The following is a 22,329-nucleotide window of genomic DNA, read 5'->3' as shown; positions in this document are numbered from 1 at the left end:
TGTAATAACAGAACAACTAGAGGCGTGATATTATAACATTCGCCTCACTGCAATGCCGAAGCGCTGGGAAATGCGGCAAAGCGTGATTAAATATCTGCAAGATGACAGCTGATTCCCTGACCAAGGCGCTCGCCGCCGCTGAAACACATTGCGTTGAACGGGGCGAGAAACTCACCCCGGTCCGCAAACGCGTGCTCGAGCTTGTGCTCGAAGCCGACGGGCCGGTGAAAGCCTATGACCTGCTCGAAGCCCTCAAGCCGGGGCCCGGCTCCGCCAAGCCGCCCACCGTCTATCGCGCCCTGGACTTCCTCATGACCGCGGGCCTCGTGCACAAGGTCGAGGCCCTCAATGCCTTTGTCGGCTGCTCCCATGCCCATGATGACGGCGGTGCCGAGCTTTTCATCTGCTCGACCTGCGGCTCGGTCGAGGAACGCCATGGCGCGCCCGAACCCGTCAATGCCCCGGCCGGCTTCATGATTCAGCGCTCGGTGGTCGAACATTTCGGTCAGTGCGCCAATTGCCGACCCGCCTGAGGGGGTGACCATAATGATCGAGCTCTGGCGCGGCTGCGTGAATGCCTGGGAATGCGACGAGCTGGGCCATTTCAATGTCCGCTTCTATCTCGCCCGGGCCAGTGAAGCCCTGGCCAACCTGGCCGAAGCCGCGGGCCTGAACCCGATCCAGCGCCCCGATGCGCTGGCCACCCTGATCCCGCAAACCCTGCACATCCGCTTCCTGGCCGAGGCGCACCCGGGTGCGCCGCTCTATATCGAGGGCGGCTTTGTCGGCCATGGCAGCGCTTCGGCCGACATCGTCCTGGTGATGCGCCATTCGGGCACCGGCAAGCCGGCCGCAAGTTTCGCCATCAAGCTGGCCCACGCCGCCCCGGACAGCGGCGAGAGTTTCGACTGGCCGGACCGTTTCGCCGGGGCCGCCAAGGCCCTCAAGGTCGAGACGCCGGACTTCGCCGCCCCGCGCGGCCTGTCGACAAGGCGCGGCGCGCGCCCGGCCTCGATGAGCGCGGCCGATACACTCGACCTCATGACGATCGGACGCGGTCGTTTCGGCCCGCAGGAAATGGACGCCTTTGGCTGGATGCGGAGCGAATTCCTGCTCGGCCGTGTCTCTGACAGCGTGACCAATTTCGCCGCCGCCTTCCCGGAAGAATGGGACATGCATGCCGGCGAACCGTCTGGCAATATCGGCTCGGCCCTGCTGGAATGCTGCATCCATGTCCATCGCTGGCCCCGCGCCGGCGACGGCTATGCCATCCGCTCCGGCCTCAAATCCGCCGGCTCCAGGGTTCGCAATATCGTGCACTGGGTGCTCGAACCCGCCACCGGCAAACCCTGGTGGACCATGGAAGGCGTCGCCGCCCCGATGGATCTCGACCAGCGCAAGCTGGCCGTGATCGATGCGGAGACGCAGGCGAAGGTGGAGGCGGCGGTGGTGCCGGGGATTGAGGCTTAGCCCCTGTGCCCCCAACGCCACACTTATCGCCTCAAACGCGAAACCCGGCGGCGGCATACTTGCCCTGCCCGCCCGGTCGGGCTACCCACCGCCTCCCGGATCAATCGGCACAAGTGAGCAGATCCATGCGAACCATCATCTAGGCAAAACAGGTAGCCGGCGCGCTGCCTGACCCTGAATACGCTTCGACCGCAACCCGGTCGCCGCCTTCGGGACTCCGCTGCGTCACTTGCCTGTCTTCCAGATGATGATTGCCATGAGGACGGACCCCGCAGCGCCGCTGCCACCGGGTCTGCTGCTGAGATGTCCGACTTTCAAAACCACGATGAAACGCCCCGCGCCCGCAATTTGTCCAATTTGCAGGTGCTCGCCTATCTGTGCCGCCAGTGGGGGCGTCGCCCCGTCCTTCTGACCGGGATGATCGCCTTCATGGTGCTGGCCACGATTGCCGAGCTGATGATACCGCTCGCTGCCGGCGGGCTGATCGATGCCCTCGCTGCCGGTCCCGAAGAGGGCGCGCCCTGGCCGGCCTTCGCGGTCTATCTGGGTGCGGCGCTGATCTACTATGCCCTGCGCCAGGCGGCCTCGCGCTGCGAAGTGCCCTTCTCCTCGGCCAATATGGCCGATCTGACCACGCACGCCTTCTCGCGCGTCCAGCGCTTCTCGCTGGACTGGCACGCCAATACCTTCGCCGGCTCGGTGGTCCGCAAGATCACGCGCGGCATGTGGGCCTATGACAATATCACCGTGCACATCTTCATGGGGATCGCGCCGTCAATCGGAGTGATGCTGGGCATTGCCGCCATGATGGCCCTGCGCTGGCCGCTGGTCGGCGGTGTGGTCTTCCTCGTGATGGCCTGTTTCGTGACCTCGTCCCTGCTCCTGAGCCGCTATTATATCCGGCCGCAGAATATCCGGTCGAACGCGCTCGACAGCGAGATCGGCGGAGCGCTGGCGGATGCCATTGGCGGCGTCGCCACGGTGAAGAGTTTCGGCGCCGAAGGTCGCGAGGATGCCCGTTTCCACGAGCTGGCCTGGCGCTGGCGCACCGAAACCAAGAAGACCTGGGGCCGGTTCGTGAATTCCTGGCTGGTCAATATCGTCACCGATCTGACCATGCAGGCGGCCCTGGTCGGCCTGCTGGTCTGGCAATGGTCGCGCGGTGCGGCCTCGGCCGGCGATGTGGTGGCGGCGCTGACCGCCTACATGATCGTGTCCGGCTATATGCGCCGCTTCGGTGAACAGGTGCAGCAGGTCCAGCGCGGCATGGACGAGATCCAGGATCTTGCCGTCTTCGACCTGCAGGAAAGCGATGTCGATGATCGCGAGGGCGCGCCCGACTTCCAGCGACAGCGCGGGGCGATCCGTTTCGACGCGGTCGGCTTCACCTATGCCGGCCAGGCGCGGCCACTCTACAGCGACTTCTCGCTCGATATTGCACCGGGCGAGACGGTGGCCCTGGTCGGTCCGACCGGTTCGGGAAAGTCGACCTTCGTCAAACTGGTCCAGCGCCTTTATGATGTCACCGAGGGCGCGGTGCAGATTGACGGGCAGGATGTGCGCTCGGTGACCCAGGAAAGCCTGCGCCGCAATGTGGCGCTGGTGCCCCAGGACCCGGCCCTCTTCCACCGGTCGATCGCCGACAATATCGCCTATGGAGCGCCCGATGCGACGCAGGCCGATATCATGGCCGCGGCGAAGGCGGCCCATGCCGAGGCCTTCATCGACCGCCTGCCGCAAGGCTTTGACACGCTGGTTGGCGAGCGCGGTGTCAAACTGTCCGGGGGCGAGCGTCAGCGGGTCGCGATCGCGCGGGCCATCCTCACCGATGCGCCCATTCTCATTCTCGACGAGGCCACATCCAGCCTCGACAATGAGACCGAGCGCGATGTGCAGGCGGCGATGGAAGCGGTGATGGAAGGTCGCACGACCATCCTGATTGCCCACCGCCTGTCGACCATCCGGAATGCCGACCGCATCCTGGTCTTTGATCAGGGCCGCATCGTCGAGCAGGGCACGCATGACGAGCTGGCGGCCAATGATGCCGGCCTCTATGCCCGGCTGGCTGCCCTGGCAGCCGGCTAGGATCACAATCGCGACAGGAACAGGCGGATGCAGCGCGTCCGTCTGTTCCGGCGCGCGCGATCATGCTTGACTGACCATCGTCAAAACCGAGGAAGTCCTGTCATGCGTCTGGCCGCCCTGTTCACCGTCCTGATCCTGATTGTCGCCGGCCCCGCCCGGGCGGATGATGAGCACCCGCGTCCCTTCGACGGGAATTTTGAAGCGATGGATGTGGTCGATGCCGCGCTCGCCGAAGCGCTGGCCGCGGACAAGCGCCTCATCCTCGTTCTGGGCGCAAACTGGTGTCATGACAGCCGAGGCCTGGCGCATCATTTCGAGGATGCGGAACTGGCTGCCACGCTTGAAGCCCATTACGTGACCCGCTTCATCGATGTCGGGTGGCGCGACCAGAACCACGATGTCATGCGCCGTTTCGGCGTCGCGGCGATCTATGCCACCCCAACCGTCTTCGTGATTGATCCGGCCGACGAGACCCTCCTCAATCGTGCTGAGCGCAATGTCTGGGGCTCGGCCTATTCCACGCCGATCGAGGAGGCCCGCGCCTGGTTTGTCCGCTGGGCCGATGCCGTCCCGGCCACCGGCGGTCTGGTCGAAAGTTCGCTGGTCTACCAATCGATGATGATCGAGATCGATATCTTTGAAGAAGAAGAGGGCGATCGCCTCGCCGCTGCCTATCGGGATGTCGGCGCATGGCGCCTCGCCGATGAGGCGGACCGGCCGGAGACTTATCGCGACCTCGATCGCGAGGTCGAACAATGGCGCCGCAACCTGCCACGCGATGTCGCGCAATTGCGTCAGGAAGCCCGGGCGATGATGATTGGTGCGCTGAATGCGCGCGCCGAAGGTGAGGCTTTCACGGTCGAGACCATCGCCGCGCTCGATGCCGAGAATCCCGATCTCGCCCTGCGCTTTCGCCCTCATCAGAGCGAACGCTGGTAGGAGACACAGCCGCCATGTCCGCCCGCCTGCCCTATTACGAAGTCCACAGTTTCGCCATTCCCGGCCAGCCCCATACCGGCAATCCGGCCGGCGTCGTCCTGATGGAAGACTTCCTGTCCGACAGCGAGCTGCTGGGCATCGCCAATTCCAACAATCTCTCCGAAACCGCCTTTCTGGTCCCGCAGGCCGAGGATGTCTGGCATCTGCGCTGGTTCACGCCGGCGGTTGAGGTGGATCTGTGCGGCCATGCCACATTTGCGGCTGGCGCCATCGTGCTCGAGGAGGGGCTCGCAAAGGGGCGGACCGCGCGTTTCGAGACCCGGTCCGGCCGACTGGCTGTGAGCCGGGACAATCAGGGCGATGGCTATGCCATGGACCTGCCCGGCATCGGCTTTGAACCGGCCCGGCGGTCAGACGCGCTGAGCGCCGCCCTCGGTCTCGACGCCGCGCCGGAGGCCGTATTCGACGTCACCCGGATCCACGGCGCGCACTATCAGATGTGGGTGATCGCTGACGAGGCCGCCGTTCGCCGGGCCGAGCCCGACCACGCCAAGCTTCGCGCGCTTGATACCAATATCATCCTCACCGCACCGGGTGATCAGAGCGATTTCGTCTCGCGCTTTTTCGCCCCCGCCTCCGGTGTCGACGAGGACCCGGTGACCGGGTCGGCGCATTGCACGCTGGCACCCTACTGGTCCGGGCGGCTGGACAAGATGCGGCTCAGCGCCCGCCAGATCGGGCCGCGGCCGGGGGCGCTGCAGGTCGCGCCCAAAGGCGAGCGCGTGACCCTTCTGGGCCACGCGCCACGCTATCTGGACGGGCAGATCACGGTCTAGGACTACCAGCGATTCCGGTCATGGGGATGCCGCGGTCCCGGCATGGGGAAACTGTGATGCCCCGGGAGGAAACGGCGACCGCGGAAATCGCGCGGATAATGGATCTGGACATCGATCCAGCGTGTTGTGCCGCGATAGTCGCGGACGAAATAACCCCCATTGCCAGCGACATAGACTGTGCCGGGGCTGCGTGGCTGCGCGGCTATGCTCAGATATCGACGGTCGCGCTCATAGCGGTCCGGCTCGTAATTCCAGGCCTGGGGCGGGCAATCGATGACGCTACGGTCGCGCCAGTCTTCACGGCGGTCGAAATAGCCTGTCACGCGTCGGCTGTCATACCGGTCTTCACGCAGGTCCGGGCAGGCGGCCGCATTGAGATGCCAGGTGCCGGCACTGGCGGCGCCGGTGGCGAACACCGAACCGGCCAGAGCCAGTCCGGCCATTGTCAGGCGGGTCAGGGTGATCGTCATGATGGTCTCCTTCAAAGTGCCGGCGACGGGCCGGTCTGTCAGTTATCCATCCAAACAGATGCCGGCTGACCCGGGCTTGAAGACAATGTTCAGCTTCCAGTCATCGACATGAATGTTACATGGCCAGCACACATCGCTTCGGGGGAAGCGCTTGGTTTCGCCGCACAAACGGCCGATAAACGGGGAACTTCCGGGCAGAGGAGTTGATCATGCGCCATCATTTCTGGATCGCGGCACTGGCCGTGGCACTGGGTTCATCCGCCATCGCCCAGGACGCGTCGCCGCCTGCACATGATACCGTGCCGGAACTGGCCGGTGCCCCGGAGGACGAACGCCTCTCGAGCCGGGAGATCCGCAACTGGCTGCGCCAGGCCGGTGTGAAACCACCCAAGCCCGGTGCCGATACCCGGCCAACGTCCCGCTATAGCGGCAATGATAGCTGCCAATGGGCCAATGACGGCGAATGCGATGACCCCGGCATCGGGACCGGCGCCTGCCAGGTCGGGACCGATTATTCCGATTGCTGGCGCCTGGTTGAAGGCGTCGAGGACAATAGTTGCCGCTGGGCCAATGATGGCGAGTGTGACGAGCCGGGCTTCGGGACCGGGGCCTGTAGCCAGGCGACTGACCTTGCCGATTGCGGCGACATCATCCACCTGCGCTTTCGCAATGACAGCTGTGAAACCGCCTTTGACGGCGTGTGCAATGAGCCGGGCATCGGCGATGGCGCCTGCGCCGAACGCACGGACCGGGCCGATTGCTTCGGCCGTGAACGTCCGCTGACCATCAATGATCATTATTTCGGCCGCGATGACCGCGTCTTTCACGACACCACCACCTTCCCCTGGAATGTGGTTGGCCAGGTCGAGTTTGACACGGGTGGCGCGTGCACGGCGACGCTGATCGGACCGGATATCCTCGTCACCGCCTCGCATTGTATTGATGATAACGGTCGCCCGAATTCGCGCGGCACCTTCCACACCGCCTATGGCCGACCGGGCGGCACGCTGTCGGCGCGGGTCATTGATCACCTGATCGATCCGGACTGGGATTCCCGACGCTTCTCGTCCGGCGATGATCTCGATGGCACGGACTGGGCGCTGCTGCGTATCGACCAGCCCCTGGGCGACAGGCTGGGCTTTGTCGGTGTGCGGGCCCTGGTCGCGACCGAGGGGCGCCGCGGAGCGATGCAGGCAGACCTCTATCAAGGCGGTTATAGCTGGGACACCGGCACCCACCTGTCCGGCAATATCGGTTGCAACATGGTCGCGATCGAGAATGACAATACGATGGCCCATGATTGCGACACCACGCGGGGCGATAGCGGCTCCCCCTTCATGGTGCGCGAGGGCGACGAATATTTCGTGGTCGCGACGGACAGTAATTTCCGCTCCAATCCCAACGGTCCGATGATCTATATCGCCGCCCGTTCGGACCGCTGGATTCCCTATCTCGAGGACTTCGCCTCCGGTCGCCGCAGCGCGACCGCCGCCTCACGCCCGGCGGGCGGGGTGAAACCGCCCAAATAGGCTAATTGCCGTCCGACCCCAGCAGCGCGACCAGGCCATCGGCCAGCGCGCTGCGCCAGCCGGCAATGTCATGACCGCCGGGATAGACGACCAACTCGGCCTCATACCCGTGCGCGTCGAGCGCCCGGGCCATGGCGCGATTGGTGTCCAGCATGACATGGCCGCGATTGGTCGCCGTCACGACGGTTTCCAACCGGCCGGCGGCAAGGTGGAAGACCGGGGCCGGGACCGGCGCGGGGGAGAGCTCGCGGGCCGCCCATTCCGGCGCCTCACCCTCCGGTGCCCAGTAGAATGAACCGGACAAGGCGATCACCCCGCCAATCAGATCGGGACGCGACAGGGCTGTCAGGCTGGCGGACAACCCCCGTCGCGACGCGCCGGCCAGAAGCGTGGTGTCGCGCCGTGGCGCCAGACCGGCCTCGGCTCGCAGGGCAGGCAGGAGGTCGTCGGCGATGAAGACGGCCTGGTCGGTATAGGCACGGCGCGCGCTGACCGGATCGAGTTGATCAATCAGGACAAGGTGGGTGGCCGGTATCTCTCCCGCCTCGGCAAGGCGGGCCAGGAGATCGCTCACCGGCGCCCGCTGCCCCCACAGGAAGGCATCATAGAGAATGAGAAGCGGCGCATCCGGCGCGGCGTCGGGTGCCCGATAGACCGCCACGCTCACCTCCCGGCGCAGCGCCTCGCTCGCCACATTCAGGCGGAGCGGCGAAACGGCGGCGTCAAAGGCCAGGGGCCGGTGAATATCGGCGCGGGGCGCGCGGTCCAGACGCAAAAGCGACTCACCATCGCGGCCACCCAGACGCACCGGGTTGGCCGGATCGGACCAGCGCTGTTCTCCGCCGGCATCGCTGACCAGGAAGGAGTAGACCGCCTGCACATCACGCGGCACGGACAGGGTCAGCGTCCAGATATCCGCGCCGTCCATGCGTCTCATCGGCAGGGTGAAGTCGGCCCGGTAATCGGTGACCGGCTGGCTTGCCCGGTCAACATTGATGACGCTGTCGAGGCGTACCGCCTGCGTGGTCGGACCTCCCCGCCAGGCGAAGGTAACAAGGGCCCGGTCCGGATCCTGGGGGTCCGGCGCCATGCGCGGCAGCCGCGGATCCGACAGGCTGCGCCAGGCCTCGTCGCGCGCATGCGGACGTTCGCGCAGCATCGCCTCGAGCGCCCGCACGGCCGGCGCTCTCAGGACATCCTCGGCATCCATGGCCTGGCCGAGGGCTGGCCCGGCCACACTCGCAGCCAGAACCATCGCGACCAGGACGCGGCGGAAATGCACACACATTCTGCCCTGTCCCCTTTCCCCGCACATCGAAGCCAGTCTAGCGTGACAGACCGAATTGGGGGGAGCAGAGATGACACTGATCACACAGGCCTGGCCGAAAGACCGTGTTTCACGCCTGATCCTGGCGGCATCCGGCCTGTTTGCCCTGATCTATCTGTTTGATGATTTCGGCCTCTCCGCGCCCTTCCCGGCCAATGTCGTGATCAAGGCGGCCGGTGTCGCCCTGCTCGCCGTCTACGCGTTTCGGGCCGGTCATCTCGTCCTCGCGGCGGGCCTTGCACTCGGAGCGCTCGGAGACGTTTTCCTGGCTCTGGACCAGAGCGTCCTGCCACTCGGCATCGCCGCCTTCGGACTGGGACATCTGGTCTATATCTGGCTGTTTGCCCGCTGGCGCATGGAGGCAGGACCGCGTGGCGGCATGAGCCGGATCGCCGCGCTGGCCGTCGCCCTTTCCGGTCTGGCCATGATGAACTGGCTGCAGCCCCATTTCGGCGAATTGCAGATCGCCGCCTCGGTCTATAACGGCATCATCCTGGTCATGGCCGTGCTGGCCATTCTCGGCCGCTCACCCCTGCTCGCCATGATCGGCGCCCTGCTCTTCGTGGTCTCCGACAGCGTGCTGGCCGTCCGCCTCTTCGCCGGAGAGCTCGACTGGGCCGGCCCGGTGGTCTGGGTCTGCTACTATCTCGGCCAGGCCGCAATCACACTGGGACTGGTCACCCGACCCGGCACCTGATTTCGGTGCGCGTTGCGGCGAATTAGCCCCGCTGTGTGACAGACCACCCTCATGCAGGCTGCCTGGACGACAAGACACCACGCCAGTCGGGATAGAAACCAACACCGGAACTGGAGCTGGAACTGCAACTGGAGTTGGACCTGGGAGTGGGACTGGGATTGGCGAGACCGAAAATCCGGGCGCCGAAGGCGGCGCCCTCCGCGCGAACGGTCCAATCGCCCGGCCCTGGCTAGAAGTCGCGGACGATGGAGACGTTGAGATTGCTGTCGGTGGGCTGGGTGCCCGGCTGCGGCTCGAATTCATGCTTGATCCGGTAGGCCAGCTCCATGCCCCAATCCCCGGCAATGGCCGTGGTCAGGGCGAAGCGCTGGTCGGCGCGTGAGGCGGGGCCGGCCAGCATGGTGATTTCAGCGGCAAAATCCGTGGTCTCGGTCAGGGCAAGATTGAGGATCGACCCCATCTCGAAGATCCAGTCGGTCTCGGCGTCACCATCGTCGGGCAATCGATAGCGCATGCCGGGACCCGCCCGCACATTCCAGGCGAGACGGTCACTGTCGACGGGCTGGTGCAGCGCTCCGGCGGTGGCAAAGGCCGAGTGCTGGTAGCCGGACAACCGGTCCTGTTCATAGGTCGCACCGAGATAATAGCCCCAGGCATCGATCCGATTGCGCTCACCGCGCACCTCGACCAGCCAATTGTCTCGCGTGACGATTTCGGCGCTCTCGGTGAAATGATACTCAATCTTGCTGTCCAGCCCCCAGCCGCGCTCAAGGTCCCGGTCGAGTTCCAGGGCGAAATTATAGTCGGTCTGCTCGGTATTGCCGGTGTTGATGGTGACGCCGAAGCGCGAGCGGCCGGACCATTCTTCCGGCTCGATCCAGGCCATGGCCTCGGCCAGCTTCTTGACCGGCAACCAGCCTTCCGGCCCGGAGGCGGCATCGGCCGCCCGGGCGTCCACCTCCAGCCGGATCGGCGCGGCGGGTGGGCTTGTCGGGTTCGCCGTCAGCGTGGTGTCGACCGTATCCGCATCAGTCTCGACCCAGTCAGCCAGCAGGGCTTGCCGGTCCGGCGCGAGCTCGGAAACGACGGCGAGGACTTCCGCCTCGCCGCCCTCGGCGAGGCCGGCAATCAGCTCAACCGTCTTGCGGAAGTCCGGATCGCTCTGCGTCTGGTCGGCGGCCTGGATCAGGACGCGATAATCATCAGACAATTCCGCGGCGGCCGGCGAAGCAAATCCGCCAGCCACTGCCAGAAGCAGGGCGATCAGGTAACGCATGGGCAAGTCCTTTCGTCACGTATCGTCCTACTTTTGACGAGTACGCGCGTCCAGTCATGCCCCAGGCAGGGTTTCTGTATTCTTGACGCTAGTTGAGCAGACCTTGTTCGGCGGCCATGGACTTCATGGCCTTTTGCAGCTTCTCGAACGCGCGCACCTCAATCTGGCGGATGCGCTCGCGGCTGACACCATAATGCCCGGCCAGGTCTTCCAGCGTCTTGGGTTCGTCCGACAGGCGACGCTCCTGCAGGATGTGCTGTTCGCGCTCATTGAGCTCGCCCATGGCCGCCTGCAGCAATTGCATGCGGGTTTCGAACTCATCGCTCTCGACCAGCTCGTCTTCCTGGCTCTCGGCCGTGTCGTCGGACAGCCAGTCCTGCCATTGGCCCTCGCCCTCCGTGCCGCGCAAGGGCGCGTTCAGTGAGGCATCGGGCCCGGACAGGCGGCCATTCATCGACATCACCTCATCATTGGTGACGCCCAGCTTGGTGGCGATGGCCTCGACCTGGTCCGGCTTGAGGTCACCCTCATCGAGGGCCTGCATCTGGCTTTTCATCCGGCGCAGATTGAAGAAGAGCTTCTTCTGGGCCGCCGTCGTGCCCATTTTCACCAGCGACCAGGAGCGCAGGATATATTCCTGGATCGAGGCGCGGATCCACCACATGGCATAGGTCGCCAGGCGGAAACCCTTGTCCGGGTCGAATTTCTTGACCGCCTGCATCAGGCCGACATTGCCTTCGGAGATCACTTCGGCGATCGGCAGGCCATAGCCGCGATACCCCATGGCAATCTTGGCCACGAGCCGCAGGTGCGAGGTGACGAGCTTCTCGGCCGCACCACCATCCTCATGCTCACGCCAGCGCTTGCCCAGCATGAATTCCTCGTCCTTTTCCAGCATCGGAAAACGACGGATCTCTGACAGATAGCTCGACAACCCTTGTTCGGGCGAGAGCGTCATTGAAACTGCATTGGCCATGACACGTATCCTATCCCATCAAGACGCTTGTCGACATGCGCAATCTGCACGTCCCCCACGCCTTGTCCGAGACCTATTTGGGGAGCCTGCCCGCCGAATGTAACCCCTTCACGCCGCTGTGATGCGAATGGCTGTCATTCGTGAATGGGGGAAAGGTCAATCGGGGGCGGTCCCAGCGAGCAAAAGGAATATGGCCAAGCGAACCTCGGGGGGCAGTTCGTCAGCCTTGTGCCAAATCACCGCGCGATAAATTGGTGCCCATGTCGCCTGGTCGGTTTCGGGCATGCCGCGCAACATGAGGATCATGACCTGCAATCGATCGCTCAATGCGGACCCGCGATCAATATCCAACAGCGGCAGGAGCGGCGCGAAGTCTTCATCATACCAGCCATCCACTCTGGGTCGGTAGCGCCAGATTGCCGCCTCCAGAGCACGCCGGTCGCCTTCAGTCCTGACCGTCGCCCAAAGCGCGAGCCAGTTGGTTTCTAAGTGGAAGAATTGCTGCCAGGCATCCCCTTCGCCCGAAGACTGGATGTCCAGTGCCGTGCGGGCGAAACCGGGACGGTCGCAGGCCAATAACACCGCCCCCATGCGCGGCCGCCAGCCGCCTTCCTGGTGGCGCATCAAATTCGTGTTAACCAAGGCATGAGCATCAATATTGCTCCACTCATCCCACGCTGCATCATCCTCACCGCGCGCCAGCATCAAGGCTGCCCGGTCCGGGCGCGTATCTGCGTGCACGGCAAGGCGCGTCGCCGCATGAGCCCGCGCACAATCGCCCAGCTCACCCCACAACTCGACCAGACGGACGCCGGACTGCGTCAGCATCAGGTTTTGATAGGTCACCAGCAACGCGATGGCCGCATCTGCATCGCCAGCGCCGTAGAGGTCACGCACGATGGCATCGAGCAAGTCGGCGGCATCTTCAGTGGCGCGGCGTCGCTCGGCATAAGCGCGCTGCCAGACCTGTTCGATCGCATCTCCGGGCAAGACCGCGCCCTCGGCCACATCGAGGCGTAGCGCTAGAATGTGACGTTCATCGCGAAACGGCAGGAAGATCGCATCTTTCAGACGATCCTCTGTCAGTCCCTGCACCAACGCTCGCACCAGATCTCGCTCCGCCGGCCCCCAGGCCGTGTGCCAATCGAGGATGGGCGTGCCGAGATAGGCGTCTGGATTGGCGAGAAGAAGATCACCCGCCTCCGCCCGATACCGGCTCTCGGCTTCATCCCGAGCCATCTGACTGGCTTGGCGTCGGGATTCCGCCAGAAAAGCGAGTCGACCTGCTCCGCTGAGCTCTGCAGCGAGCTGATCCAATTGCCGAATATGGGCGTCCGCCACGGTCCGCGCCTCATTGTGCAGGCCGGCAGCTACCAATTCGGCGTAAAAAGTCGGCGCCCCGCTCCCGTGGCCCGCATCGCGATCGCGCTCGAACTGCGCACCGGCGAGCGCAAGGTAGCGATCCATCCATTCATGCTGTTCGCTCATATCGAGATGCGGCAGCAGGTAAGGCAGGAAGGTCTCCAGAGTGAAGAGCGCCAGATCGTCGTCACCATCTCCGTGAGCGCTGTCTATTTGCGCCCTTATATCTCCGCTCACACGGCGGATCAGGTCTGCTCGATCCGGCGGATCTTCCAGCGCGCCAAACTCTGCCAGCGCTTCGCGGAGGACATCTTCAACCGGCTCGCCATCAATCTCGGCGCGGACCGACCCGAAACGGGCCGCCAGCGTGTCCGCTGCCTCCCGTACGGTCTGTGCAGGGGCTTGCGCGGACATCAAGACCGCGCAAGCCAATCCTGTCAGGACCATTTTGATCATCAGCACCAATCCACAACCCTGAACAGCTTCAGGGCCAGTTTACACGCTTTCCCGCGCCTGTGCACGCGCCAGCTGGAGTTCGACGCGCTTGAGTTCGCGCAGGATGCGGTTGTTCTGCATCTGCAGGCCGAGCCCGCCCTTCATGAAGAGGCCGACATTGACGGCGACCAGAATGGCGATACCCCAGCGCATCGTCATGACAGGATCAGTGGTCTGGAACATCTTCCAGGCCGCCCAGATAGCCAGGCCGGCACCAATGATGTTGACGATATAGGCGATCCACATCACCCAGGCGAGCTTGCCGCTGAACAGGCCGAAGGCCTGCGCAAAATAGCCCGGCTCCTCGCCCAGTTCGGCGAGTATGCCGCGATCGTCCTCATCGAGGGCTTCCAGGATCAGCCGGTCGAGGTCTTCGGTCTTGGTGGTCATCGCGATCTCCTTTCACGAATCTTCAGGGTCCGGCATGGCCGGATTGAGTGCCACGGCGAGCTTGCGCCGGGCATGCATGAGGCGGGTCTTGACGGTGCCCGCCGGTGTCTCGGTGATGACGGCGATCTCGGCGACCGAGAGCCCGTCCTGATGATAAAGCGCCAGGGCAAGGCGTTGCTCGTCCGGCAGATCGGTCATGGCGCGCCGGATGGCGCCGGTGTCGGCGCCGCGTTCGGCCTCGCCTTCCCCATCCACGGTCGCGCCAGCCAGTTCGGCTCGGAGCCCGTCCGCGGTGCGCCGCGAGGATTGCCGTGTCCGGATCTCGGCGGCGCACTTGCGGGCCACGATACGATAGGCCCAGGCCGGGAAGGCGGCCGGCTCACGCAAGCCGGAAAGGCCTTTCAGGATATCGCACCAGGCCTCCTGCAAAATATCGCGCGCGGCCTCACCATCGCCGATCAGACGTGCCGCGTGACGTGTCAGATCGCCGTGCCAGAGCCGGCACAAACGGTCCAGCGCCGACCGGTCGCCACCATGCGCCGAGACGATCAGAAATTCCGACAGGACACGTTTGCGGTCGCGGGTCATGAGGCCCTCATCAGGACCGCAGAAATGGCGGCCCTTCAGGATAAGGGTGCGCACGACCGGGGAAAGGGTTCAATCGGCCCTTTCTTGACCACTCGCATTCAAAGGGTGTGAAGCAAGAAATAATGACCTGACATTGCCAAATCCGGCCATTTGAGCGATTATCCACTGAGTTGAAGCGGGAGAGCAGGCATGCCTATGTCAAGGATTGCAACCGGGCTGACAGGCCTCGCCCTGTTCGCCTTGGCTGGCTGCAGCACGCTCACCGCGCCACCGCCACCGGCCGCGCTTAACGGCGCCAGCTATTGTCTCACCGTGTCCGGCCCGATTGACAGTGCCAACCCGTCAGCCGGCTATGCGTTCGAGATCCGGGCACGCGATTACACAGACCCGGACACAGCCTTGGCCGATGATCTGGATTGCCAACTCAACGAAATCATGGCCCGCCAGGCGCTCTACAACCAGCATTACACTGCCATTGCCCGCGAACAGAGGGCGATCAATCTCGGCAGTATTGGTGCCGCCTTCCTGGGTGCCGGATTTGCCGCATTTGACGCGCATGAGGACAATGTCGGCGCAACGGCGCTCACGCTGGGCGGACTGACCGTGCTTCGAAACGGGCTCAACCAGGCAGAACTCCTTGACGCCTACGCCGACGGGGCCAGCGCCATGGGTTGCTATGCCGCGCCGGGCCAGCAAGTGTATCGCGGGCTCCGGCTGGACCATGATCTTGAACTGCAAACCTTTCGTGAAGAGCTGGAAGCCCTCGTGGCACAAGGCCATGTCCGTCTGGAAAACCAGCCCGCGAGCAATGGCGATTCCGATCAGGACAAGGCGGCACTCCGTCAGGCCATGGCGCTGGCTGGCACGGTCATCTCCGAAGTGCGCACCAGCCGGGCCGCGCTCAACCAGTTTCCTCCCGCACTCGCGCGAAGCTGGCGAGCGGCCGACAGCGCCACGCTCGGCCGATTGCGGAACCAGGCACCCAATATCGCCTCCCTTATCGAAGCCGCCCAGGCCCTGACCAATCCGGGTGATGATGCCCAGGCCAGTGGCGTTGCCGGACAAGCGCCCGACCGGGCAGCTGCGGCCCCGTCCGATCGTTCGGCCGCGATTATCACGCGCGACCTCACCACTCTGATCGGCGACGCGCGTGCCTTCATGGAGCGCAACCGCTACCCGGCTGCCCTCGCCGGCCTCGCCCAATGCCAGGCCCTGGCAGCAGGTTGACCGTTATGGGGGCGGCATGACAACGGCCTCGGCCTGCGGCCTTTCCGGTGCTCACCGCGTGAAGTGGCGCAATGGCTCGACCCTGCGCTACCATCTCTACAAGCGACCGTCGGCGCGCGCGGCAAAGGCGCTTGACCGGGAGGTATTCGATCAGGCCCTCGCGATGTGGATGGCAGGTGGTTCCGGGCTGGAACTTGTCCCGGTGGACAATCCCGCACAGGCCGAGATCCGCGTCATGTTCAGCCGCTCGCGCGGGCGCTGGTCAATGCTGGGCGCCGAAGCGCTCGACATTACCAACAGCAAGGAGCCGACCATGAATTTCGACTCCCGTCTTGATCATGGCAGCGGCCTGCTCGCAGCCCTCCACGAAATCGGTCACATGCTCGGCTTTCGGCATGAGCACCAGACGCCAAACACGCCGCTGCTCTGGCATGAATCCGCCGTGATCGATCACTACCGCGCCGCCTCAGGATGGTCCGAAGCCTATACCCGCCGCAATGTGATCAGCCGCCATGACATGGCGCGCAAGAGCCTGCATCCATGGGACCGCAAATCGATCATGCATTATGGACTCGCAGCCGGCCTGATTGCTGCGCCTTCCGACTGGCAAGATCGGGCCGTCCCCGCGCCCGCCGGCTTGTCAGACGGTGACCGTGCCGAATTCCTCGCTTGGTATCCGCCGCTCTAGGCCGGCTTCGTCGCTAGCCCTTGTTCGGCAGGGTGTTGTGGAATTGCAGATAGCCGCGTTCGACCATGCGCCGCATGGCTTCATAAGCTTCGGAGAGCTCATCATAGGCCGAGCGCAATAATTGCAGACGGGCGACTTCCTCGGCGGTCAGGGGCGAGCGCGAGCGGGCCGCTGACATGGCTGCATCAACCCAGGCCGAACGGGCCTTGGAGGCTGACAGGGCCAGATTCTGGAAATCCTCGATCCCGACATGATGGATCGTCTTGGCGATCACCGCCTGATTGGCAGCAAAAATCGTGTAGTCGATCTGTTCCAGATGACCGCGACGCTTCTTCTGCTCGGCCGGATCCTCGACCAGGTCCGGCTCGAAATGATCCGAGACGCGGCGATAGCTGGACGTTGACATCTTGCCCATGACGACACCTCCTTATCGGGTATCAGGCTTATCGGGTATCAGGGCCTTATTTTCCCACACCATGCCTTAACGGGCGGTTTCACGCCGATCGCCTTCAACCGGGGCTGGAACTGGCGTTCAATCGAAGGCCCAGAGCAAGGATATGTCGAGACGGGTATCGGTCGGGTCGAAACCCGGCCGTTCCTCGAACTCATGCTCGATCCGCAGGCCGGTCTGGACCGCCCAATTCCCGAACAGGCGATTGGTCAGGGTAAAGCGCTGGTCGACCCGCGAACCGCCGCCCGCGAACGCCGTGGTTTCCGAGCCCAGGCTGGCGGTCTCGGATATCTGGTAGTGAAAGCTGGAGCCCGCCTCACCGACCCAGTCGGTCAGGGTCTCGCCGGTGAGGCGGTCCTCGCGGAAGCGCTGGCCGACACCGGCCCGGAGCACCCAATTGGCCTTCTCGCTGTCCACCGCATGCCAGATTCCACCGGCAGTCAGGAAGGCGGAGCGCTCATAAATCCCGATCAGGTCACGCTCATAGGAAGCGCCGGCATAATAGCCGATCCCGCTGTCGAGCTCGCGCGTGGTGCGCAATTCGACCAGCCAGTTGTCCCGCGTCGTCCGCGTCGCACTCTCGGAGAGGAAGTATTCGAACTGGCTGTCGATACGCCAGCCATCCTCGAGCTCACGATCGAGCTCAAAGGCAAAGGTGAAATCGGTCAGTTGCGAATTGCCGCGCTCAAGCTGGACGCCCGCGCGGATGTGGCCGGCCCAGCTGTCATCCGTCAGCGCGCTGATCGACCCCGCCAGCCAGCCGCCGGACCCTTCCGGCGCGCCGCTGAGCGCGACCGGGGCCCCGCCCAGACTGCGGTGTTCTTCGTGTTCCGCCGGAGCCGGCGCCGGGTTTGGCTCGGGCGACGCAGCGGGTGCCGGGGCCGGTGTTGGCGCTGGCATGGGCCATTCGGCCACCGCGCCGGCGCGATGCGGCAAGTGCTCATTGATATAGGCATGGACTTCGCCCCGGCCGCCATCGACCAGTACCGAGACCATGTCGGCTGTCTCGAGGAAGCGGGCATCATCGCCCTGGCGGTCTGCGGCTTCGTCCAGCAAGGCCTGGTAGGCTTGGGGCAATTCAGCGTGCGCGCCCGCACCGGCAAGTCCCAGACACAGGCTTGCAAGACCGGTAACCAACCCAAATCGCGCCATTTCAATCTCCGGGTAAACACTGCCGATCACGGCAAGCGTGCAAACATCGGGACGGGCGGCCCCGCTCAGCGGCGGGTGATCCGCGCCCGGCCCTCGTCGCGCCTATTGGACGCGGACAATTTCCCAATCGCTCAGATAACCGGAGTCACCCAGCCAGCAATCCCATCTGTCGTATTCCGACGTGCCATTGCGGATATTTTCGCCGATCGGATAGTCCGGCCACTCATGGCAATAGGCGGCGTTGTCGCCGGACATTTCGTCAGGGTCTTCGTTGAAGCGCTCAACAAACACCGAGAAGGATCCGTTATTGTTGGCGTTGTACCAGCCACCGGACGGCGCGACTTCGCCCGTGGGATAGACCAGGCCTGTCACCGTGATGTCGATCCCTTCGCCCTCGCCATATCCGAAGCTGATGGTCGCGGTCTGGCCGGCAAAATCCGTATTCTGGTCCGATGCGGTCGCCTCGAAAACCTGTCCACCCGGCCCGTCCGCCGCCAGGGCGCTGCCCGCCGAGACAAGACCGGCACAAGCCATCGCCATAACCACTGATCGCGTCACTTGTTTCATATTGCGTCCTCCAAGCTTGGCTGCTTGTAGGCGAAACATCTTAAAATCATGAAAATAGGCGTCTTACTCTGCGGCGCTGACGGCCCGGGCGGCGCGCCCTAGTTGAAGCCGACCGGCACGGCATAGCCGGACGGGGCCAGACCCGCTCCAGGCTTGCCGCCCTGATCCTCGACCCCCATCACAGTCCCGGCGCCCTTCGGATCGGCGAGGGTCGGAACCGGATTCTGGGCCGGGACCCGACTTGGCAGCGGAGGCGGCGGCAGGGTCTGACCGACCTGTTGCACGCGCTCGGTCTGCGGATATTGCGGTGCCGATCGGGGCAATTGCGCGATCCGGTCGGACGGGTTCGGGGGGCCGGCGAGCGGAGGGCCGGCAAGCGGAGGGGTCGTCTTGTCGCTTCCCTGGGCTCCGGTCTGGCCATATGTGCGGCGCGAATCCGAGCGCAGATCATTGGTCGCGGGCAGATCAAGCTGGCCGGTCAATTCGGCGAGGAGGCGCGAACCGATATCATCGCCAGCATTCTGACCGGCCTCCTGGGCCATCGCTGCAACCGGCATCAACACGGCCAATCCAGCCGCCAGTGCAATCGGTCGAATGATCTTCATGTGAGCCCCCTGTCCTAAAGCACGTCAGAAAACTGTGTATCCGAAACACCTTAAAGGCCCGGATCAGATTTCCTGACAATTTTAGGGATGCCCTCGATGCGCGTCCGCCGCGCCGCCTTACGGACCGGGCGCGACCTATTCGACCCGAACGATCCGCCATCGATCGGAGACGTCACCGCCCGTCCAGCACGTGCCTTCCGAGCCCCAGTCTCCGGAGACATCCTCAATCGGCGTGCCAATCGGATAGTCAGGCCAGGAATAGCATTCCGGCGCGTCTTCGCCCGCCGCTTCAGGATCGACCCAGAACAGGTCCAGATCCACGCGAATGCGTCCATTGGAAAACGCGACCCAGGCGCCCGTGAACGGGTCGCTGCCCATCGCGTCGGTGACGCCGCTCACCGTGACAGTGCCACCGCCGTCAAAGCTTATCGTGGCGGTTTCACCCTCAAACCGCTGCCACTCGCCCCAGCTGGCGACACCGGTCGCTTCGAAAACCTGGCCTTCCGGCCCGTCTGCAAGTGCCAATGCGGAGGTCCCCGGGACAATCAACAGGGCGGCCGCGACGACGGTTTTGATCAACTTGGTCATGATTTTTCCCTGGCCGGACTTCGAACCGGACTCCTGCCTAGCGCGGCCGGCTTAAAATCCTGCTTGCAAACTGGCTTGAACTTTATCGGTATGGAGATTGTCGCGCCCGTCCGGGTGAGCCCGCCGACATCGAGACCGTCTGCAAACCCTGGAATCACGACATGACCCGAGCGAACATCCCGCCACGACCGTCCCGGCCCATCCTCACCGATAGCGGGCTGGAGACCTGGCTCATCTTCGAGCGCGGCATCGATCTGCCCGAATTCGCCGCTTTCCCGCTATTGGAAACAAGCGAAGGGCGCGACCTGCTGACCGAATACTGGGAGCTCAATCTGGGTGTCGCGACCGCGCGGGGACTCGATTTCATCCTTGGCGCCCCGACCTGGCGGGCCAGCGCGGTCTGGGGGGCCAGGCTGGGCTATGACGCGGCCGCACTCGATCGCATCAATCGCGACGGGATCGCCTTCATGCAGGATCTGCGGGACCGGCATCAAGGCCCGTCCAGCGTCATGCCGGTCTGGGGCTCCGTCGGGCCGAAAAGCGACGCCTACAAGCCCGACCAACAAACGGGGCCTGCCGAGGCAGAGGCCTATCACCGCCCGCAAATCGACAGTTTCAAGGCGGCCGGCGCGGACGCTTTCACCGCCCAGACCCTGACCCATTCAGACGAAGCCATCGGCATTGCGCTCGCAGCGCGGGCGGCGGGCCTGCCCTGCACACTCAGCTTCACCACCGAGACGGATGGTCGCCTGCCAAGTGGCGAGGGTCTGGGCGCGGCGATCCAGCGTGTTGACGACGCCACCCATGCCTCACCGGCCAGCTATATGATCAATTGCGCTCATCCCGACCATTTCCGCGACGCGCTTGCGACCGACGCGCCCTGGCTGCAGCGCCTGGGCGGCATTCGTGCCAATGCCTCACGGCTCAGCCATGCCGCGTTGGACAATGCGACCGAACTGGATCCCGGTGACCCGGTTGAACTGGGCGCTCTGTACCGGCAATTGCGCGAAGCCGTGCCCAGCCTGACCGTGCTCGGCGGCTGTTGTGGCACCGATCACCGCCATATCGAGCAGATCGGCAAGGCCTGCGTCTAGCGTCTCGCCCTAAACTCCCAGTCGCCGTGTGCCCAGCGCGTCGAAACGGGCCAAGGCCGCGGCCGGCCATTCGACCTGCATGTCGTAGAAAGTCCGAAACTGCCGCGCATCATCCGGGATCTCGGTGAAAGGCAGCGCGCTGCGCGTGAAGATATGGACATCGGGCGGGCAGCGCTCCGGCTCGTCAAGCGTCGCGACACGGATGAAGACCATAACCTCGCGCCGGCCATAATCGCTCCAAACCGCACTGCCACACTCATCGCAACGCCAGATATCGTGCGGCTTGCCACTGCCCGTTTTCTGCTCATGCCTGACGGGTTCGCCGGCAACCAGCTCGACCTCGGACCGCTCGATCAGCGCGTTGATGGCATAGGGACCGCCAATAAAAGGGAAACCGTACAATCACAGACCTCAGATATGGGCAAAAAAGACATCATCAGTCATAGCAGTCTCATCTTTGCTCCCATAAAGAGCTAACTTGGTATATATACTATCCATCTACCCCCAGAGGTACAGTAAAAGTTAGCTCTGATATGAAGCTCAAATGAGTGTGCTATGGCATATTTTATCCATTTGATCTGAATGAATGAAGGCGACCTATCCAGCTGTACAAAATATGCCCTAACACACTCATTTGAGCTTCATCTCAGAGCTAACTTCTAGCGTACCTCAAGGGGGTTATGGAGAGTATATATACCAAGTTAGCTCTTTACGGCAACAACAATTAGTGTTCTAGGACTGATACTGTCCTCTTACCCATATCTGAGGTCTGCGATGGTACGGTTTCCTTTTTATAATTCTGTCATTTGTTGCAAAAACAGTTCAGTTTCCATAAACAGCATTGGCAGCATTCAGATATGTTTGCTGGTCTGAAGTTCATCTAAAAAAAGCCAATGTTGCAAATCTCTGACAATGAAATTTTGGAGACTCTATATGCTCTAGGGCCTATAAAGTACAGTGTATATTTGTTTATTCCACCTGCCCTAGTCTGAATATTCAGTGTCCTGTATCCCGCTGGGAGCCTCCATCAAAGCTCTAATGAAGCCTCCAGACTTTACCCTTACACTGCTTATTGTACTTTGCTGCTGCTAATAAACTTTATATACTGTATGTTGCTGTAAGTTTCTGTATTATGACAAGATGAGGGTCTGAGGCTGAAATTCACCTTATCCCTCTTCTAGTTACTTAGGGTGATGAACTATCAGGGCAGAGGTATCAAGTTGTATAGACTGATTATTGCAGTGTGTTTGACTCCTTGAAGGCAGCTGTTGACATGACCAGCTCCAACATTTCATGGATGTGTGTTTGTGAACATAGTGGGTGCAGACATGAAGGCTTTTGTACTATATAATCTAGATCCCGGACACATTTTATGTGGGCTAAGTTCTCAATTTGTTAATGTCTTGAGCTTTGGTCAGCAACATGTTCGGAACCTGTATGATGACTCATGCAATAGCAGATTAACCCCTCTAATATTCTCAAGGGGTGTTGAAACAATAATCCTTCTCAGTTCAAAA

Annotated in this window: 23 protein-coding genes; 10 read left to right on the top strand and 13 right to left on the bottom strand. The window is 63.1% G+C overall.

Annotated elements, in window-relative coordinates; all coding sequences use genetic code 11:
• Positions 1–101 precede the first annotated feature (101 nt).
• The 5 genes from QZ266_RS07105 to QZ266_RS07085 all read left to right on the top strand — a co-directional run bounded on the left by QZ266_RS07105 (position 102) and on the right by QZ266_RS07085 (position 5,330).
• Positions 102–533: a transcriptional repressor gene (locus QZ266_RS07105; protein WP_295693215.1), complete on the top strand. Its 432-nt coding sequence runs from the start codon at positions 102–104 to the stop codon at positions 531–533.
• A 13-nt stretch (positions 534–546) separates the two neighbouring features.
• Positions 547–1,470, top strand: coding sequence for a thioesterase family protein (locus QZ266_RS07100; protein ID WP_295693214.1), 924 nt, complete (start codon positions 547–549; stop codon positions 1,468–1,470).
• Between the two features lie 303 nt (positions 1,471–1,773).
• Positions 1,774–3,555, top strand: coding sequence for an ABC transporter ATP-binding protein (locus QZ266_RS07095; protein WP_295693211.1), 1,782 nt, complete (start codon positions 1,774–1,776; stop codon positions 3,553–3,555).
• Between the two features lie 102 nt (positions 3,556–3,657).
• Complete coding sequence (locus QZ266_RS07090) at positions 3,658–4,494, top strand: thioredoxin family protein (RefSeq protein ID WP_295693209.1); 837 nt, start codon at positions 3,658–3,660, stop codon at positions 4,492–4,494.
• Positions 4,495–4,508: 14 nt separating this feature from the next.
• Positions 4,509–5,330 carry a PhzF family phenazine biosynthesis protein gene (locus tag QZ266_RS07085; RefSeq protein ID WP_295693207.1) on the top strand — a complete coding sequence of 274 codons (822 nt, stop codon included), beginning with the start codon at positions 4,509–4,511 and terminating at the stop codon, positions 5,328–5,330.
• 2 nt (positions 5,331–5,332) lie between these two features.
• Here QZ266_RS07085 and QZ266_RS07080 read toward each other — a convergent pair whose 3' ends face one another.
• Positions 5,333–5,800, bottom strand: a complete 468-nt coding sequence (locus QZ266_RS07080; protein ID WP_295693205.1) for a hypothetical protein — start codon at positions 5,798–5,800, stop codon at positions 5,333–5,335.
• A gap of 209 nt (positions 5,801–6,009) precedes the next feature.
• Between QZ266_RS07080 and QZ266_RS07075 the strand changes: the two genes are divergently transcribed.
• Positions 6,010–7,329, top strand: a complete 1,320-nt coding sequence (locus QZ266_RS07075; RefSeq protein WP_295693203.1) for a trypsin-like serine protease — start codon at positions 6,010–6,012, stop codon at positions 7,327–7,329.
• A 1-nt stretch (position 7,330) separates the two neighbouring features.
• Here QZ266_RS07075 and QZ266_RS07070 read toward each other — a convergent pair whose 3' ends face one another.
• Positions 7,331–8,617 (bottom strand): alpha/beta hydrolase-fold protein, encoded by a 1,287-nt coding sequence (locus QZ266_RS07070; protein WP_295693202.1) that lies wholly within the window; start codon positions 8,615–8,617, stop codon positions 7,331–7,333.
• 70 nt (positions 8,618–8,687) lie between these two features.
• Here QZ266_RS07070 and QZ266_RS07065 point away from each other — a divergent pair, with 70 nt between their 5' ends.
• Positions 8,688–9,353, top strand: coding sequence for a lysoplasmalogenase (locus tag QZ266_RS07065; protein ID WP_295693200.1), 666 nt, complete (start codon positions 8,688–8,690; stop codon positions 9,351–9,353).
• A 229-nt stretch (positions 9,354–9,582) separates the two neighbouring features.
• Here QZ266_RS07065 and QZ266_RS07060 read toward each other — a convergent pair whose 3' ends face one another.
• From QZ266_RS07060 to QZ266_RS07040, 5 genes are all read right to left on the bottom strand, one after another.
• On the bottom strand, positions 9,583–10,629 hold the full coding sequence (locus tag QZ266_RS07060) for a DUF481 domain-containing protein (RefSeq protein WP_295693199.1): 1,047 nt from the start codon (positions 10,627–10,629) through the stop codon (positions 9,583–9,585).
• Between the two features lie 88 nt (positions 10,630–10,717).
• Positions 10,718–11,605 (bottom strand): RNA polymerase sigma factor RpoH, encoded by an 888-nt coding sequence (rpoH, locus tag QZ266_RS07055; RefSeq protein ID WP_295693197.1) that lies wholly within the window; start codon positions 11,603–11,605, stop codon positions 10,718–10,720.
• A gap of 156 nt (positions 11,606–11,761) precedes the next feature.
• Entirely contained in the window at positions 11,762–13,423 is a 1,662-nt protein-coding gene (locus tag QZ266_RS07050) for a hypothetical protein (RefSeq protein WP_295693194.1), read from the bottom strand.
• Positions 13,424–13,462: 39 nt separating this feature from the next.
• Positions 13,463–13,852 (bottom strand): DUF6768 family protein, encoded by a 390-nt coding sequence (locus QZ266_RS07045; RefSeq protein WP_295693191.1) that lies wholly within the window; start codon positions 13,850–13,852, stop codon positions 13,463–13,465.
• A gap of 12 nt (positions 13,853–13,864) precedes the next feature.
• The gene (locus tag QZ266_RS07040; protein WP_295693188.1) at positions 13,865–14,440 is read right to left on the bottom strand and encodes a sigma-70 family RNA polymerase sigma factor; all 576 of its coding nucleotides are present in this window, start codon (positions 14,438–14,440) and stop codon (positions 13,865–13,867) included.
• A 189-nt stretch (positions 14,441–14,629) separates the two neighbouring features.
• On the opposite strand from QZ266_RS07040, the gene QZ266_RS07035 reads away from it, so the two are divergent.
• Both QZ266_RS07035 and QZ266_RS07030 read left to right on the top strand, forming a co-directional pair.
• On the top strand, positions 14,630–15,667 hold the full coding sequence (locus tag QZ266_RS07035; protein ID WP_295693185.1) for a hypothetical protein: 1,038 nt from the start codon (positions 14,630–14,632) through the stop codon (positions 15,665–15,667).
• Positions 15,668–15,683: 16 nt separating this feature from the next.
• Complete coding sequence (locus QZ266_RS07030) at positions 15,684–16,355, top strand: M12 family metallopeptidase (RefSeq protein WP_295693183.1); 672 nt, start codon at positions 15,684–15,686, stop codon at positions 16,353–16,355.
• A gap of 13 nt (positions 16,356–16,368) precedes the next feature.
• Here QZ266_RS07030 and QZ266_RS07025 read toward each other — a convergent pair whose 3' ends face one another.
• The 5 genes from QZ266_RS07025 to QZ266_RS07005 all read right to left on the bottom strand — a co-directional run bounded on the left by QZ266_RS07025 (position 16,369) and on the right by QZ266_RS07005 (position 19,718).
• Positions 16,369–16,770 (bottom strand): hypothetical protein, encoded by a 402-nt coding sequence (locus QZ266_RS07025; protein WP_295693181.1) that lies wholly within the window; start codon positions 16,768–16,770, stop codon positions 16,369–16,371.
• A 117-nt stretch (positions 16,771–16,887) separates the two neighbouring features.
• Complete coding sequence (locus QZ266_RS07020) at positions 16,888–17,958, bottom strand: DUF481 domain-containing protein (RefSeq protein ID WP_295693178.1); 1,071 nt, start codon at positions 17,956–17,958, stop codon at positions 16,888–16,890.
• A gap of 102 nt (positions 17,959–18,060) precedes the next feature.
• Complete coding sequence (locus tag QZ266_RS07015; RefSeq protein WP_295693176.1) at positions 18,061–18,525, bottom strand: hypothetical protein; 465 nt, start codon at positions 18,523–18,525, stop codon at positions 18,061–18,063.
• Positions 18,526–18,623: 98 nt separating this feature from the next.
• On the bottom strand, positions 18,624–19,130 hold the full coding sequence (locus tag QZ266_RS07010; RefSeq protein WP_295693174.1) for a hypothetical protein: 507 nt from the start codon (positions 19,128–19,130) through the stop codon (positions 18,624–18,626).
• Between the two features lie 135 nt (positions 19,131–19,265).
• Positions 19,266–19,718 (bottom strand): hypothetical protein, encoded by a 453-nt coding sequence (locus tag QZ266_RS07005; protein ID WP_295693171.1) that lies wholly within the window; start codon positions 19,716–19,718, stop codon positions 19,266–19,268.
• A gap of 161 nt (positions 19,719–19,879) precedes the next feature.
• On the opposite strand from QZ266_RS07005, the gene QZ266_RS07000 reads away from it, so the two are divergent.
• Positions 19,880–20,812 (top strand): homocysteine S-methyltransferase family protein, encoded by a 933-nt coding sequence (locus QZ266_RS07000; RefSeq protein ID WP_295693169.1) that lies wholly within the window; start codon positions 19,880–19,882, stop codon positions 20,810–20,812.
• A 9-nt stretch (positions 20,813–20,821) separates the two neighbouring features.
• On the opposite strand, the gene QZ266_RS06995 is transcribed toward QZ266_RS07000, so the two are convergent.
• The gene (locus QZ266_RS06995) at positions 20,822–21,214 is read right to left on the bottom strand and encodes a GFA family protein (RefSeq protein ID WP_295693167.1); all 393 of its coding nucleotides are present in this window, start codon (positions 21,212–21,214) and stop codon (positions 20,822–20,824) included.
• Positions 21,215–22,329 lie beyond the last annotated feature (1,115 nt).

The organism is uncultured Maricaulis sp. (assembly GCF_905480005.1).
Classification (GTDB): Bacteria; Pseudomonadota; Alphaproteobacteria; order Caulobacterales; family Maricaulaceae; genus Maricaulis.
This window is presented reverse-complemented; position numbering and strand designations above follow the sequence as displayed.

Excerpts from the sequence above, each read along its gene's own strand:
- QZ266_RS07105 (WP_295693215.1), top strand. The coding sequence starts at position 102 with ATGACAGCTGATTCCCTGACCAAGGCGCTCGCCGCCGCTGAAACACAT.
- QZ266_RS07100 (WP_295693214.1), top strand. The coding sequence starts at position 547 with ATGATCGAGCTCTGGCGCGGCTGCGTGAATGCCTGGGAATGCGACGAG.
- QZ266_RS07095 (WP_295693211.1), top strand. The coding sequence starts at position 1,774 with ATGTCCGACTTTCAAAACCACGATGAAACGCCCCGCGCCCGCAATTTG.
- QZ266_RS07090 (WP_295693209.1), top strand. The coding sequence starts at position 3,658 with ATGCGTCTGGCCGCCCTGTTCACCGTCCTGATCCTGATTGTCGCCGGC.
- QZ266_RS07085 (WP_295693207.1), top strand. The coding sequence starts at position 4,509 with ATGTCCGCCCGCCTGCCCTATTACGAAGTCCACAGTTTCGCCATTCCC.
- QZ266_RS07080 (WP_295693205.1), bottom strand. The coding sequence starts at position 5,800 with ATGACGATCACCCTGACCCGCCTGACAATGGCCGGACTGGCTCTGGCC.
- QZ266_RS07075 (WP_295693203.1), top strand. The coding sequence starts at position 6,010 with ATGCGCCATCATTTCTGGATCGCGGCACTGGCCGTGGCACTGGGTTCA.
- QZ266_RS07070 (WP_295693202.1), bottom strand. The coding sequence starts at position 8,617 with ATGTGTGTGCATTTCCGCCGCGTCCTGGTCGCGATGGTTCTGGCTGCG.
- QZ266_RS07065 (WP_295693200.1), top strand. The coding sequence starts at position 8,688 with ATGACACTGATCACACAGGCCTGGCCGAAAGACCGTGTTTCACGCCTG.
- QZ266_RS07060 (WP_295693199.1), bottom strand. The coding sequence starts at position 10,629 with ATGCGTTACCTGATCGCCCTGCTTCTGGCAGTGGCTGGCGGATTTGCT.
- rpoH (WP_295693197.1), bottom strand. The coding sequence starts at position 11,605 with ATGGCCAATGCAGTTTCAATGACGCTCTCGCCCGAACAAGGGTTGTCG.
- QZ266_RS07050 (WP_295693194.1), bottom strand. The coding sequence starts at position 13,423 with ATGATCAAAATGGTCCTGACAGGATTGGCTTGCGCGGTCTTGATGTCC.
- QZ266_RS07045 (WP_295693191.1), bottom strand. The coding sequence starts at position 13,852 with ATGACCACCAAGACCGAAGACCTCGACCGGCTGATCCTGGAAGCCCTC.
- QZ266_RS07040 (WP_295693188.1), bottom strand. The coding sequence starts at position 14,440 with ATGACCCGCGACCGCAAACGTGTCCTGTCGGAATTTCTGATCGTCTCG.
- QZ266_RS07035 (WP_295693185.1), top strand. The coding sequence starts at position 14,630 with ATGCCTATGTCAAGGATTGCAACCGGGCTGACAGGCCTCGCCCTGTTC.
- QZ266_RS07030 (WP_295693183.1), top strand. The coding sequence starts at position 15,684 with ATGACAACGGCCTCGGCCTGCGGCCTTTCCGGTGCTCACCGCGTGAAG.
- QZ266_RS07025 (WP_295693181.1), bottom strand. The coding sequence starts at position 16,770 with ATGGGCAAGATGTCAACGTCCAGCTATCGCCGCGTCTCGGATCATTTC.
- QZ266_RS07020 (WP_295693178.1), bottom strand. The coding sequence starts at position 17,958 with ATGGCGCGATTTGGGTTGGTTACCGGTCTTGCAAGCCTGTGTCTGGGA.
- QZ266_RS07015 (WP_295693176.1), bottom strand. The coding sequence starts at position 18,525 with ATGAAACAAGTGACGCGATCAGTGGTTATGGCGATGGCTTGTGCCGGT.
- QZ266_RS07010 (WP_295693174.1), bottom strand. The coding sequence starts at position 19,130 with ATGAAGATCATTCGACCGATTGCACTGGCGGCTGGATTGGCCGTGTTG.
- QZ266_RS07005 (WP_295693171.1), bottom strand. The coding sequence starts at position 19,718 with ATGACCAAGTTGATCAAAACCGTCGTCGCGGCCGCCCTGTTGATTGTC.
- QZ266_RS07000 (WP_295693169.1), top strand. The coding sequence starts at position 19,880 with ATGACCCGAGCGAACATCCCGCCACGACCGTCCCGGCCCATCCTCACC.